The 13,114-nt window shown below is 72.4% G+C and carries 8 protein-coding genes and 1 pseudogene; 3 read left to right on the plus strand and 6 right to left on the minus strand.

What is annotated here, in order from left to right; genetic code table 11:
* Window positions 1-193: 193 nt before the first annotated feature.
* Window positions 194-1,039, minus strand: coding sequence for a helix-turn-helix transcriptional regulator (locus tag ACWDYF_RS00255; RefSeq protein ID WP_381739924.1), 846 nt, complete (start codon window positions 1,037-1,039; stop codon window positions 194-196).
* 134 nt (window positions 1,040-1,173) lie between these two features.
* Here ACWDYF_RS00255 and ACWDYF_RS00260 point away from each other — a divergent pair, with 134 nt between their 5' ends.
* Together ACWDYF_RS00260 and ACWDYF_RS00265 are read left to right on the plus strand one after the other, a co-directional pair.
* Window positions 1,174-2,847, plus strand: a complete 1,674-nt coding sequence (locus tag ACWDYF_RS00260; RefSeq protein ID WP_389464613.1) for an AMP-binding protein — start codon at window positions 1,174-1,176, stop codon at window positions 2,845-2,847.
* Window positions 2,844-4,517, plus strand: coding sequence for an AMP-binding protein (locus tag ACWDYF_RS00265; protein WP_381739927.1), 1,674 nt, complete (start codon window positions 2,844-2,846; stop codon window positions 4,515-4,517). The genes ACWDYF_RS00260 and ACWDYF_RS00265 overlap by 4 nt, the downstream gene beginning before the upstream one ends.
* Here ACWDYF_RS00265 and ACWDYF_RS00270 read toward each other — a convergent pair.
* The 4 genes and pseudogenes from ACWDYF_RS00270 to ACWDYF_RS00285 form a co-directional block, all read right to left on the minus strand.
* Complete coding sequence (locus ACWDYF_RS00270; protein ID WP_389464612.1) at window positions 4,477-5,463, minus strand: TolB family protein; 987 nt, start codon at window positions 5,461-5,463, stop codon at window positions 4,477-4,479. The two genes, ACWDYF_RS00265 and ACWDYF_RS00270, sit on opposite strands and share 41 nt — an antisense overlap.
* Complete coding sequence (locus ACWDYF_RS00275) at window positions 5,460-6,974, minus strand: MFS transporter (protein WP_389464611.1); 1,515 nt, start codon at window positions 6,972-6,974, stop codon at window positions 5,460-5,462. The genes ACWDYF_RS00270 and ACWDYF_RS00275 overlap by 4 nt, the downstream gene beginning before the upstream one ends.
* A gap of 99 nt (window positions 6,975-7,073) precedes the next feature.
* Window positions 7,074-8,297, minus strand: a complete 1,224-nt coding sequence (locus ACWDYF_RS00280) for a chitosanase (protein WP_389464637.1) — start codon at window positions 8,295-8,297, stop codon at window positions 7,074-7,076.
* A pseudogene (locus ACWDYF_RS00285) lies at window positions 8,295-9,335 on the minus strand (alkaline phosphatase family protein); the annotation flags it as partial. The pseudogene ACWDYF_RS00285 and the gene ACWDYF_RS00280, both read right to left, overlap by 3 nt.
* 652 nt (window positions 9,336-9,987) lie before the next feature.
* On the opposite strand from ACWDYF_RS00285, the gene gcl reads away from it, so the two are divergent.
* Complete coding sequence (gene gcl / locus ACWDYF_RS00290) at window positions 9,988-11,772, plus strand: glyoxylate carboligase (RefSeq protein WP_389464609.1); 1,785 nt, start codon at window positions 9,988-9,990, stop codon at window positions 11,770-11,772.
* 134 nt (window positions 11,773-11,906) lie between these two features.
* Here the strand turns inward: gcl and ACWDYF_RS00295 are convergent, their stop codons facing one another.
* Complete coding sequence (locus tag ACWDYF_RS00295; protein ID WP_381739934.1) at window positions 11,907-13,040, minus strand: FAD-dependent monooxygenase; 1,134 nt, start codon at window positions 13,038-13,040, stop codon at window positions 11,907-11,909.
* Window positions 13,041-13,114 lie beyond the last annotated feature (74 nt).

Here is a 13,114-nt window from a genome sequence, read left to right on the forward strand (position 1 = left end):
CGGCGTAATTCGGGGCCGTGCCGAGGGAATACGCTCGCCCTCCGCACGGTCCCCCGACCGTACCGCGACCATCTGGCCGACGGTACTCCCGGTGCCGCGCATTTCCGCCCGCCGCGGCGCTCACGGGTCACCGCTCCCCGCCCGCCGCGGCGCCCGCGGGGCACGGTTCCGCGCCCGTGGCGGCGCCCGCCGGCTACGGCAGCACCCCCGCCCGGCGGGCCGCGGCGACCGCCTCGCCACGCGTGTGCGCGCCCAGTTTGCGCATGGCCGAGCGGAGATAGCCCTTCACCGTCTCGGCGCCCAGGCCCAGCCGGGCGGCGGCGCCCGCGTTGGTCGCACCGGCGGCCACACAGGCGAGCACGTCGACCTCCCGGGGCGCCAGCCGCACCCCGGACTCCGGCTCCTCCGCCACGGTCAGCAGCCCGCACGCCGCGAGCAGTTCGGCGCGCAGGGCGGGGTCGCCGATCCGCGGGGCCAGGGCGCGCAGCGCCGCGTGGGCCTCGCGGACCTGCTCCCAGACGGCCCCGCTCTCCCCGGTCCCGGACCCGGCCCCCGGCTCCGGCGCGGCGGCGGCCAGCAGCCCCTGCGCCTCCTCGCGCACCACCAGCGCCTGTTCCACGTCCCGGGCCGCCGCCACCGCCGCGCTCAGCGTGCGGTCGCCCAGCGGGTGGGCCGTGCGCAGGGCGCCGTACAGCACGCCCCGCACCCGGCGCCGTACCACCACCGGCACCGCCAGGATCGACCGCAGGCCCTCGGCGGCCACCGGCCCGTCGTACTCGTGGCTGATCTGCCGGGACAGCGAGTAGTCCGTCACCGCGCACGGGCGGGCCAGCGCCACCGCCCGCCCGCCGAGACCGTTGCCCGAGACCACCGCGAGCGCGCTCAGCGCGAGCGTCGAGGTCCCCGTCAGCTCGCTGATGCGCACCCGTGGCCGGCCCGGCTCGACCAGGCCGCCGAAGGCGACCGGAAGGCCCGTCGCATGCCGCAGCCGTACCAGCGCACCCCGGATCTCCGCCGCCCCGGACCCGTCCGCCGTCACCCGCTCGCCCCTTCGTCACGGTCCCGCGCCCACCACACCCCCGTTCGGGGGTAGTGAGACCTGCATCACGGATTACACGATGGAGCCGAGCCGCACGGCAATGGTCCGGATGCTGGACCGCACATGGAGGACAGATGACGACGGCGACGGAGACCTTCCGCGGGGCACGGGACTTCCTGCTGGCGCACCGAGAGGACTACACCACGGCCTGCGCCGGTTTCGAGTGGCCCCGGCCCCAGCAGTTCAACTGGGCGCTGGACTGGTTCGACGTCATCGCCGAGGGCAACGACCGCACCGCCCTGCACATCGCCGAGGAGGACGGCACCGAGGTCCGGCTCTCCTTCGCCGAGCTGTCCGAGCGCTCCGACCGGGTCGCGAACCGGCTGCGCGCGCGGGGCGTCGGCGCCGAGGACCGCATCCTGGTGATGCTGGGCAACCAGGCCGAGCTGTGGGAGACCGCGCTCGCCGCGATGAAGCTGCGCGCGGTCGTCATCCCGGCCACCCCGCTGCTCGGCCCCGCCGACCTGCGTGACCGCGTCGAGCGCGGCCGGGTCCGGCACGTGATCGCGCGCGCCGAGGACACCGCCAAGTTCGCCGAGGTGCCCGGCGCCTACACCCGGATCGCGGTCGGCGGGCTGCCCGAGGAGGGCTGGGAGCCGTACGAGGACGCGTACGCGTCACCGGCCGGGTTCCTGCCGGACGGCCCGACCCTCGCCGACGACCCGCTGATGCTCTACTTCACCTCGGGCACCACCGCCCGCCCCAAGCTGGTCGAGCACACCCACACCTCGTACCCGATCGGGCATCTGGCGACCATGTACTGGATCGGCCTGAAACCCGGCGACGTGCATCTGAACATCTCCTCGCCCGGCTGGGCCAAGCACGCCTGGTCCAACCTGTTCGCGCCGTGGAACGCCGAGGCGACCGTCTTCATCCACAACTACACGCGCTTCGACGCGGGCCGGCTGATGTCCGAGATGGACCGCGTCGGCGTCACCACCTTCTGCGCCCCGCCGACCGTGTGGCGCATGCTGATCCAGGCCGACCTGGGCCGTCTCGCCACCCCGCCGCGCGAGGTCGCCGCGGCCGGTGAACCGCTCAACCCGGAGGTCATCGAGCAGGTCAGGCGGGCCTGGGGCGTCACCGTCCGGGACGGGTTCGGGCAGACCGAGACGGCCGTGCAGGTCTCCAACAGCCCCGGCCAGGTGCTGAAGACGGGTTCCATGGGACGGCCCAGCCCCGGCTTCCGCGTCGAACTGCTCGACCCGGTCTCCGGGGCGCCGGGCGCCGCCGAGGGCGAGATCGCGCTCGACCTGTCCGCCCGCCCGGTCGGCCTGATGGCCGGCTACCACGGCGACGCCGACCTCACCGCCGCGTCCATGGCCGGCGGCTACTACCGCACCGGGGACGTCGCCTCCCGCGACGCGGACGGCTATCTGACCTACATCGGCCGCTCCGACGACGTGTTCAAGGCGTCCGACTACAAGATCAGCCCGTTCGAGCTGGAGAGCGCCCTGCTGGAGCACGAGGCGGTGGCGGAGGCGGCCGTGGTGCCCGCCCCCGACGCGGTGCGCCTGGCCGTGCCCAAGGCGTACGTGGTGCTGGCCGAGGGCTGGGAGCCGGGCCCGGACACCGCCAAGGTGCTCTTCGAGCACTCCCGCAAGGTCCTCGCCCCCTACAAGCGGCTGCGCCGCCTGGAGTTCGGGGACCTGCCCAAGACGGTCTCCGGCAAGATCCGCCGGATCGAGCTGCGCGAGGCCACGGCCCAGGGCTCCGACCACGAGTACCGCGAGGAGGACTTCCGGTGACTTCCGCACTGTCGTACAGCCACGGGACCGGCGGCACGGCCCTGCTCGGCGACACCATCGGCGAGAACCTGGACCGGGCCGTCGCCGCCTGGCCCGGCAGGGAGGCCCTGGTCGACGTCCCCTCCGGGCGGCGCTGGACCTACGCCGAGTTCGCCGCCGACGTCGACCGGCTGGCGCTCGCGCTGCTGGCCACCGGCGTCGCCAAGGGCGACCGGGTGGGCATCTGGGCCGTCAACTGCGCCGAGTGGATGCTCGTCCAGTACGCCACCGCCCGCATCGGCGCCGTCATGGTCAACATCAACCCGGCCTACCGCACCCACGAGGTCGAGTACGTCCTGAAGCAGGCGGGCATCTCCCTGCTCTTCGCCTCGCTGCGGTACAAGAGCAGCGACTACCGGGCGATGGTCGAGGAGGTGCGCGGCGCCTGCCCCCGGCTGACCCGGACCGTCTACATCGGCGACCCCACCTGGGACGAGCTGATCGCCCGCGGCACACCCGAGCACGCGGACGAACTCGACGAGCGCGCAGCCGAGTTGTCCTGCGACGACCCCATCAACATCCAGTACACCTCGGGCACCACCGGCTTCCCCAAGGGCGCCACCCTCTCCCACCACAACATCCTCAACAACGGCTATTTCGTGGGGGAGTTGGTCAACTACACCGAGCAGGACCGGATCTGCGTCCCGGTGCCGTTCTACCACTGCTTCGGCATGGTGATGGGCAACCTGGCGGCCACCTCGCACGGCGCGTGCGTCGTCGTCCCCGCCCCGTCCTTCGACGCCGAGGCCACCCTGGAGGCGGTCCAGCGCGAGCGCTGCACCTCGCTCTACGGCGTCCCGACCATGTTCATCGCCGAGCTGAACCTCCCCGGCTTCGCCTCCTTCGACCTGTCCACCCTGCGCACCGGCATCATGGCGGGCTCCCCCTGCCCGGTGGAGGTGATGAAGCGGGTGGTCGCCGAGATGCACATGGCCGAGGTCTCCATCTGCTATGGCATGACCGAGACCTCCCCGGTGTCCCTCCAGACCCGCGCCGACGACGACCTCGAACACCGCACCGCCACCGTCGGCCGGGTGCTGCCGCACCTGGAGGTCAAGGTCGTCGATCCGTCCGGGGCCACCGTGCCGCGCGGCACGGCGGGCGAACTGTGCACCCGCGGCTACAGCGTGATGCTCGGCTACTGGGAGGACCCGGTGCGCACCGACGAGGTCGTCGACCCCGGCCGCTGGATGCACACCGGCGATCTCGCCGTGCTGCGCGAGGACGGCTATGTGGAGATCGTCGGCCGCATCAAGGACATGATCATCCGCGGTGGCGAGAACATCTACCCGCGCGAGATCGAGGAGTTCCTGTACGGCCACCCCAAGATCCGCGACGTCCAGGTCGTCGGCGTACCGCACGAGGAGTACGGCGAGGAGGTCCTCGCCTGTGTGATCCCGCTCGACGCGGCCGACCCGCCGACCCTGGAGGAGGTGCGGTCCTTCTGCCGGGGCCGGCTCGCGCACTACAAGGTGCCCAGCCGGCTGAGCGTCCTGGAGTCCTTCCCGATGACGGTGTCCGGCAAGGTGCGCAAGGTCGAACTGCGCGCCGGGCACGGCGGGGCCGCCACCACCGCCGTGCCCGGCGCCGTCATCGCGGCAGCACCGCCGGAGAACTCGCGTCACGGATGAGCAGCCGCGGCGCCCCGCTCCCGTCGGCCGGGACGGACCACACGTCCCAGCCGCCGCCGTGGCGGGGCAGCCCGTACATCACCGTGTGCCCGTCCAGCCAGGCCGCCTGGTCGTCCACGCTGCGCGCCTCGGCCAGCGGTGTCTCCCGCATGGTCGCCAGGTCCAGCGAGTACAGCCGCCACGGCCGCCCGCCCGCGCCGACCCGCTTCTTGAACACCAGACGCGTCCCGTCCGGCGACAGCGACGGGCACTCGGCGTTCTGCCGCAGGGTCCGCGCCGTCCACGCGCGGTAGTCGCCGCGGACCAGATAGGTGCGGCCCGCGGTGCGCACCGTGGCGTAGAAGGTGTTGTCGTCGGACGCGAACGTCACGCCCCAGTAGTTGACGTCGGCGGCCTCGTAGGGGCGGCCGTCCAGGGTGAGCGGGATCCGCTCGATGTTCCCGGTCAGCCTGCCGGTCCGGGTGTCCAGGATGCCGGTGCGGGTGGAGAAGTCGTCGCGCAGATAGGAGTCGCCGCGCACGAACATCGTCCACGACAGCATCCGGCCGTCCCCGGAGACCCGGGCCCGGTTGGGGAAGCCCTCGGTGCGCACCCGGCGGACCCGGTTCAGCTCGCGGTCCAGCACCGTGACATAGGTGCCCGGCACCGGGCCGGTGCGCTGGAGGCACACGCCGGTGCCCCGGGCCGCGTAGACCCGGTCGCAGCGGGTGCCGCCGACCGTGCGGGCGGCACCGGGCCGGTCCAGCGGCACGGTCGCCACCTTGCCGAACCCGGACCCCGGGGCGGTGTCGCGGAACAGGATCCGCCCCCGCGCGTCCAGCCGGACCGTCCCGCTCCCGGTGTCCGCCTTCGTGCCGCCGCGTACGTGCCACACATATCCGGTGCTGGCGCCCACCACCAGCAGGACGGCCGCGACGACCGTCAACAGCCTTGCCTTGCCGCTCACTCGGCGTTCCCCTCGCTGTTCTCCCGGTCCCCGGCCACGGCTCCGGCCACGGCCTCGGTGCCGGTTCCGGTTCCGGTGCCCTCGGCGTTCCCGGCCGTTCCGTCGAGACCTCGCCGCTCGGTGCGCCAGGGCAGGATCCACACCGCGAGCGCGCTCGCCACGGCCAGCGCGACCAGCGCGGCGGCCAGCGCGGTGCGCAGCCCCCACAGCGACCAGCAGGCCCCGAACAGCACCGAGGCGGCCAGCGCGGCCACCGACTGGGCGGTCTGGATCAGGGACAGGCCGCCCGCGCGCAGCCGCTCCGGCACCATCGGGCCGACCGCGGCCATCAGCACCCCGTCCGTCGAGGCGTAGAACACGCCGTGCAGGGCCAGCACCGCGACGATCGGCGCGATCCCGCCCCACGGCAGGAACAGCAGCAGACAGCCCGCCAGCAGCGCGACATGGCCGGCCGCGAACACCCGCAGCCGTCCCACCCGGTCGGCCAGCCGCCCCATCGGCACCGCGAGCAGCAGATAGCCGCCCGCCGTGCCGAGCGGCAGCAGCGGGAAGTACTGCTCGGGCACGCCCAGCCGCTCCTGGAGGAGCAGATAGACGAACGAGTCGCCGATGACCACCGCGGACAGGAGCACCGCGGCCAGGCCCACCCGCAGATAGGCGCGGTGGCGCAGCAGGGCCAGCACATCGCGCAGGCCCGCCCGTTCGGCGGGCCCTCCGGCCGGTGCCGGGGTGCGCCGCTCGCGGACCAGCAGGACCAGCATCAGCACACCGAGCGCGGCGATGCCGAAGCTCACCACGAACACGGTGTCGTAGCGGCCGGGTGTGGCCAGCAGCAGCGCGAAGGCCACCAGCGGACCGAGGAAGGCGCCCACGGTGTCCAGCGCCCGGTGCACGCCGAAGGAGCGGCCCAGGGTCTGCGGGGTGCTGCTCAGCGAGATCAGCGCGTCGCGCGGGCCGGTGCGCAGGCCCTTGCCGGTGCGGTCGGCGGCGATCACGGCACCGAGCACCGGCACCGAGGAACCCGCCGCCAGCAGGCCCAGTTTGCACACCGCGGAGAGCGCGTAGCCGCCGCCCGCGACCAGTTTGCGGCGCTGCCAGCGGTCGGCCGCGTGCCCGCCTGCCACCCGCACCAGCGCGGTCACCCCGACGTACATGCCGTTGAGCGCGCCGAACTGGAGGGGGCTGAGGCCCAGGGTGAAGATGACGTACATGGGCAGCACCGCGGTGATCATCTCGGAGGAGATGTCGGTGACCAGGCTGACCGAGCCGAGCGCGAGCACATTGGGGGAGACCCGGGCGGTGGCACGGGTCCGGGCCGTGGCCTTCGGCGGGGCACCCGGTTCCGCCGGTGCTCCCGGCCCGGCCGGACCGGCCGGACCGGCCGGGCCTTCCGGACCTGCGGCGCCGGTGGCGGTGCCAGTGCCGGTGGCGGTGGCGGTGGCCGGGTCGGTTTCGGTGCCGGTTCCGGGGGACCAGGGGGTCGCGGTCGCCCGGCTCGATGAGATGTACATGGCTGACGTGTCCTCTCGTGCCTGTCCCGTCGTGGGGGGTGTCGCCCGGACAGGGGCCCGCCGGCGCGGCGGCCGGCGGGCCCGGGGCGTGCGGTCGGGTCAGCCGTCGATCTCGTACGGGTCGCCGTAGACCTTCCACTTCAGCGGCGGGTTCAGCCGGAGGTTGCCGGCCTTGAGGAAGACACGCTGCTCGGTGTCGACCCTGCTGGTGTCGCTGTGCGCCTCCTCGGTCTTCATCGCGGCCACCCGCGCGTCCAGGAACGCGTTCAGGTACGCCGTCTCGTCACCGCCCTGGGACGGCGGCTTGGCGTGCCGCAGCGCGGTCGCGCGGATGCCGCCGAAGCTGGTGGCGTCGTCGCCGGGACCGTGCATCACGATCGCGTCGTAGTACGCGAACTGCCCCAGCGCCTGGAGCCCGTCGGCCTTGGCCTGCTGGACGGCCGGGTCGAAGTAGACCCGGTCGCGCTCGTCGTCCTGCGCCTGCCGGAACACGGCGTCCTTGGCCGCGGTGTGCCAGGCCGAGACGAACGCCGAGCCCAGACCGGAGTGCGAGTCGCTGCCGTTGACCTTGCGCAGCGCGGGCAGGTACTTCGCCAGCGCGTTGTCCGGCTTCAGGTCGGTGTAGTGCTCGACCAGGTCGAGCATGTCGCCGGTGCCCGAGCAGAAGCCGACGATGCCCCCGGTGTAGCCGCGGCCGTCGTCGATGTCCTCGATGTAGGTGTACTGGGCCTTCCAGTCCAGGGAGGAGTTCTCCGCGCTGGAGACCAGCTCCATCGCGATCTCCTTCTTGGCCGGGTCGGTCAGGTCGGCCCCGGACTCCACCGGCGGCGTGGTGGCGGAGCCCGCCTTGCCGTACACCTCGAAGCCGTACAGCGAATACCCGTACGACGTAGCGCGCTTGGTGCCGTTCACGCGCACGTACCGGCCCTTCCCGCTGACCGTGAGGTCGTCGGTGCCGCCGTCGCCGCTGGTCGTGGAGTACACCGTCGACCAGGAGGAGCCGTCCTTCGAGGTCTGCACCGTGTACGCCTTGGCGTAGGCGTCCTCCCAGGTGAGCTTCACCCGGTTGATGTCGGTGTCCGCGCCCAGGTCGACCTGGATCCACTGCGGGTCCGAACCCTCCTTGCTGGCCCAGCGGGTGGCCGGGTCGCCGTCCACCGCCTTGGCGCCGGAGTAGGAGGTGCTCTCGGTGGAGGAGGTCTTGGTGGGCCGGTTCAGCGCCAGGTCGTCCGAGGAGCCGGGCGGGGTGGTGCCGCCGTCGTCCCAGATGTCGGTGAGCGGCTGGCGCGAGGCCGCCTCGCCCAGCGCGGGCAGCCCGTGCATGTCCTCCAGGGTGCGCAGCAGCGAGTAGAGGTCGCCGCGGCTCTTGCCCTTGTAGCCCTGCTTGACATGGGCGCCGACCACCAGCGTCGGGATGTGGTTGACGTCGTCGTCGCTGTCGTCCTCGTCCCAGGTCAGCACCAGCGCGCTGTTGTGCGTCTTGGCCCACTGGACGTACCCGTCCAGGTTCTTGCGCAGCCAGTCGTCACCCTCGCGCACGGTGCCGTCGTGCATGTCGTTGGTGAGGTTCGGCGTCACGAACGAGACGTCGGGCAGCTTGCTGTAGTCCGAGGGGAAGCGGCTCATGCGCAGGTTGGAGGAGGCCGGGACGTTCTTGAAGTCGACCCAGCCGTTGTGCTTGCGCGCGTAGCCGCTGTCGCCGTCGTCACCGCAGTCCTTCGACCCGTCGGACGGCAGGTCCTCGGAGTAGCCCACGAACGTCTTGCTGTGGGTGAGGAGTTGGTTGCCGAGGTTGTCGGAGGAGTAGTCGTGCGGGCAGTCGTCGTCCTTGATGCCGTGCGTGGAACCCGAGAAGAGCGCCACGTAGTTGCCCTGGCTGGGGTGGACGACGCCGTGGAAGTCGGAGAACGAAGCCCCCTGCTTGGCGAGGGAGTTGATGTACGGCGCCTGGGAGCTGCCGATCACGTCCTCGTAGAACTTGTTCTCCTCCATGACCACCACGACGTGGTCGAGCTTGGGGACACCGCTCGCGGTGAACGTCGCGGGCACGGCGGCGGACGCTGCGGACGGTTCGGCCTGCGCGGTGGGGGCGCCGGCGGCGGCGGTCAGGCCGAGCAGGGCCAGCGCCATGCTCGTGCCGGCCGCGACGGCGGTGCGCCGGGCACGGCGGCCGGGGCGCACGGGCGGCCTCAGGGGTGGGGTAGGCGTCATGCTGATCTCCTTGAGGAGGGGCGAGGGGCCCCCGGACAACAGAGGTGAGCAGCGCCTGGGCGACTTGCGGCAGGCCGGGGTCCGGTGCGGCGCGGTGTGGGGGTGCGTCGCGGGACGTGCGCGTGCAGCAACAGGCAAGGAAAGCGGCATGGGACCGCGGACGGCCGGGGCACCGCTGTCCGCACGGGTGCGGACGGGTGAGCGCGTCGGGTTCGGAACGTCCGCGCCAGGCCGCCGACGGAATAGGTACGCCCTGTGGCGCGCGCCTGTCAACGGTCCCGGCGGATCCCGCGGGCATCCGGTCGTATCCCTTGACGGGGTGGGTCCGGTTTCAGTATCCCTCTTCTGTTAGGAAAGTTTCCTGACACCCGGAACCCTCCGGGCCCGACCGTGGATCCCGCCGTGTGGGGGCGGGAGAGCGGGCAGGCTGGGCGCGTGGCGACCGTCGCCCCGGCCTGCCCCGCGCACCACGACGCACCGCACCGTTCCGCGCCGCCGCCGCTCCTCCCGCCTTCTCTCTTCCTCCCTTCCCCTCTTCCTCCCCGCTCCTCCCTTCTCTTCGCGCGCGTCCGCGCGTCTCGGCCCCGCCGGGCAGCCGCCCGGCGGGCGCTCACGCCTGCCCTGCCGCGGCCGGTCCGCCGCCTTCTCCCTTGACGCCCTTCGGGCGCCCGCTTACATTGCTTCCAGATCGTAGAAACTACTTTCCGCTATACGGAAGTACGGAAGAAGCTCACCGCGGGGCGCGACGGAGTGCGAATCCGGCAGCCGAGACAGCAGAAGACAGCCGAAGCAGGAGTACTCGATGGCTCGAATGACCGCTGCCCGCGCGGCAGTTGAGATCCTCAAGCGCGAGGGCGTCACGGACGCGTTCGGTGTGCCGGGCGCGGCGATCAACCCCTTCTACGCGGCGCTCAAGGCCTCCGGAGGCATCGGCCACACCCTCGCCCGCCATGTGGAGGGCGCCTCGCACATGGCCGAGGGCTACACCCGCACCCACCCGGGCAACATCGGCGTCTGCATCGGCACCTCGGGACCGGCCGGCACCGACATGATCACCGGCCTCTACTCGGCCATCGGGGACTCCATCCCGATCCTGTGCATCACGGGCCAGGCCCCGACCGCCGTGATCCACAAGGAGGACTTCCAGGCCGTCGACATCGCCTCCATCGCCAAGCCGGTGACCAAGATGGCCGTCACCGTCCTGGAGGCCGCCCAGGTCCCCGGCGTCTTCCAGCAGGCCTTCCACCTGATGCGCTCCGGCCGCCCCGGCCCGGTCCTCATCGACCTGCCGATCGACGTCCAGCTCACCGAGATCGAGTTCGACCCGGACACCTACGAGCCGCTGCCCGTCTACAAGCCGGCCGCCAGCCGCGCCCAGATCGAGAAGGCGATCGGCATGCTGACCGCCGCCGAGCGGCCGCTGATCGTGGCCGGCGGCGGCATCATCAACGCCGACGCCACCGACCTCCTGGTCGAGTTCGCCGAGCTGACCGGCACCCCGGTCGTGCCGACCCTGATGGGCTGGGGCATCCTCCCCGACGACCACGAGCTGAACGCCGGTATGGTCGGCCTCCAGACCTCGCACCGCTACGGCAACGCGACCTTCCTGGAGTCCGACTTCGTCCTCGGCATCGGCAACCGCTGGGCCAACCGCCACACCGGCAAGCTCGACGTCTACACCGCCGGGCGCACCTTCGTCCACGTCGACGTCGAACCGACCCAGATCGGCAAGATCTTCGCCCCGGACTACGGCATCGCCTCCGACGCCAAGGCCGCGCTGAAGCTGTTCGTCGAGGTGGCCCGGGAGCTGAAGGCGGCCGGGAAGCTGCCCGACCGCTCCGCCTGGGCCGCCGCCGCGCAGGAGCGCAAGGCCACCCTCCAGCGCCGTACGCACTTCGACGACATCCCGATCAAGCCGCAGCGCGTCTACGAGGAGATGAACAAGGCCTTCGGCCCGGAGACGCGCTACGTCTCCACCATCGGCCTCTCCCAGATCGCCGGTGCCCAGATGCTGCACGTCTACCGGCCGCGGCACTGGATCAACTGCGGTCAGGCCGGACCGCTCGGCTGGACCGTCCCGGCCGCCCTCGGCGTCGCCAAGGCCGACCCGGAGTCCCCGGTCGTGGCCCTCTCCGGCGACTACGACTTCCAGTTCATGCTGGAGGAACTGGCCGTGGGCGCGCAGCACAAGATCCCCTACATCCACGTCCTGGTGAACAACTCCTACCTGGGCCTGATCCGGCAGGCGCAGCGGGCGTTCGACATCGACTTCCAGGTCAAGCTGGAGTTCGAGAACATCAACGCGCCCGAGCTGGGCGTCTACGGCGTCGACCACGTCCGGGTCGCCGAGGGCCTGGGCTGCAAGGCGATCCGGGTCACCGACCCGAACGAACTGGGCGCCGCCTTCGAGGAGGCCAAGAAGCTCGCCGCCGAGCACCGCGTGCCGGTCGTCGTCGAGGCGATCCTGGAGCGCGTCACCAACATCTCCATGTCGGGCACCAACGACATCAGCAACGTCGTGGAGTTCGAGGAACTGGCCACCGAGCCGCAGCACGCGCCCACGGCCCTCAAGCCGCTGAAGGTCTGAGCACGGCCGTCGACCGGGCGACGTCCGGGCGATGTCCGGGCGATGTCCGGGCGGTGCCGAAGGGCCCGTGAGACGGCGACGGCCCGCCGCCCCCGTGCGGGGCGGCGGGCCGTCGGCCGTACCCGGCCGGGCGGTCAGTAGGGCTTGACCAGGACGTGCGCGGCGCCCGGGATGCCCACCTCCAGCAGCTCGTCCTCCTCGGGCGTCGTCGCGCCGCCCATCTCCTGCTTGAGCACCGCGCGCGAGAGCGCCTGCACCCACATGGCCCGGGGCCGGCGCCGCTCCTCCCATGCCTTGAGCGCGCCGGGCACATCGGCCTGCGCGTCCAGCGCGTGGGCCAGCACCACCGCGTCCTCGACCGCCATGGCCGCGCCCTGGGCCAGGTGCGGGGTGCTCGCGTGCGCCGCGTCACCGGCCAGCACGACGCGGCCCACGTGCCACGCCTCCTCGACCGTCACCTGGGAGATGCGGGAGTAGACCACACCGGCGGGGTCGGTGACCGAGGCGAGCGCCTGGGCCACGGGGCCCGAGAAGGCGGCCAGCCGCTCCCGCAGCTGCTCCAGGGCGCGCTCCGGGTCCGGCCGGAAGTCCTCGGCCTCGGCGAACACCGCGCCCAGGTACATCAGTTCGTCCGTGATCGGGGTGAGCAGCGCCTTCGCCTCCTGTCCGGCGACCCCCATCACCACACCCCGCACCTCGGGCAGCCGCGGCACGGTCACGCGCCAGTTGGCGAACCCGGTGTACTGCGGGGTGTACCGGTCGCCGTAGAGCCGGGAGCGCAGCGGCGAGCCGATGCCGTCGAAGCCGACCACCAGGTCCCAGCGGCCCGACGAGCCGTCCGAGAGGGTGACGTCGACGCCCGCGCCGTCGTCGGTGAGTTCGGTGATGGTGGCCGAGAACCGGATCGTGGCCCCGGCCGCCGTCGCCGCGGCGCCGAGCACCCGGGCCAGCGCCGGGCGCGGGATGCCGTTGTTGGACGGGGTGTCGCCCATGCGCGGCTGCGGTATCTCGGCCAGGGTGGCGCCCGTCGGGTCGGCGATGGTGAGCACCTCCCACTCGAAGCCGGCCCGCAGGCAGTCGTCGAGCACCCCGATCTCGTCCATGGCGTGCAGCGCGTTGGACGGCTGGATGATGCCGACCCCGAGTGCGTCCAGTTCGTGCCGGGCCTCGACCACCTCCACGGTGTGACCGCGCCGGGCCAGCGCCGTGGCCAGAGTGAGTCCGCCGATGCCACCACCGTGGATCAGTACGTGCAGGGGTGTCGTCATCTCGGGTGTCTCCAGAACGAGAAAGAGGGGAAGTGGGGAAGCGGGGAAGTGGGGAAGAGAGAAGGAACGCAGGG

The organism is Streptomyces sp. NPDC003284 (assembly GCF_053589675.1).

Bases quoted from the DNA above. Each gene is read 5' to 3' on its own strand.
- ACWDYF_RS00260 (WP_389464613.1), top strand. From the start codon at position 1,174: ATGACGACGGCGACGGAGACCTTCCGCGGGGCACGGGACTTCCTGCTG.
- ACWDYF_RS00275 (WP_389464611.1), bottom strand. From the start codon at position 6,974: ATGTACATCTCATCGAGCCGGGCGACCGCGACCCCCTGGTCCCCCGGA.
- ACWDYF_RS00280 (WP_389464637.1), bottom strand. From the start codon at position 8,297: ATGCACGGGCTGCCCGCGCTGGGCGAGGCGGCCTCGCGCCAGCCGCTC.
- gcl (WP_389464609.1), top strand. From the start codon at position 9,988: ATGGCTCGAATGACCGCTGCCCGCGCGGCAGTTGAGATCCTCAAGCGC.
- ACWDYF_RS00295 (WP_381739934.1), bottom strand. From the start codon at position 13,040: ATGACGACACCCCTGCACGTACTGATCCACGGTGGTGGCATCGGCGGA.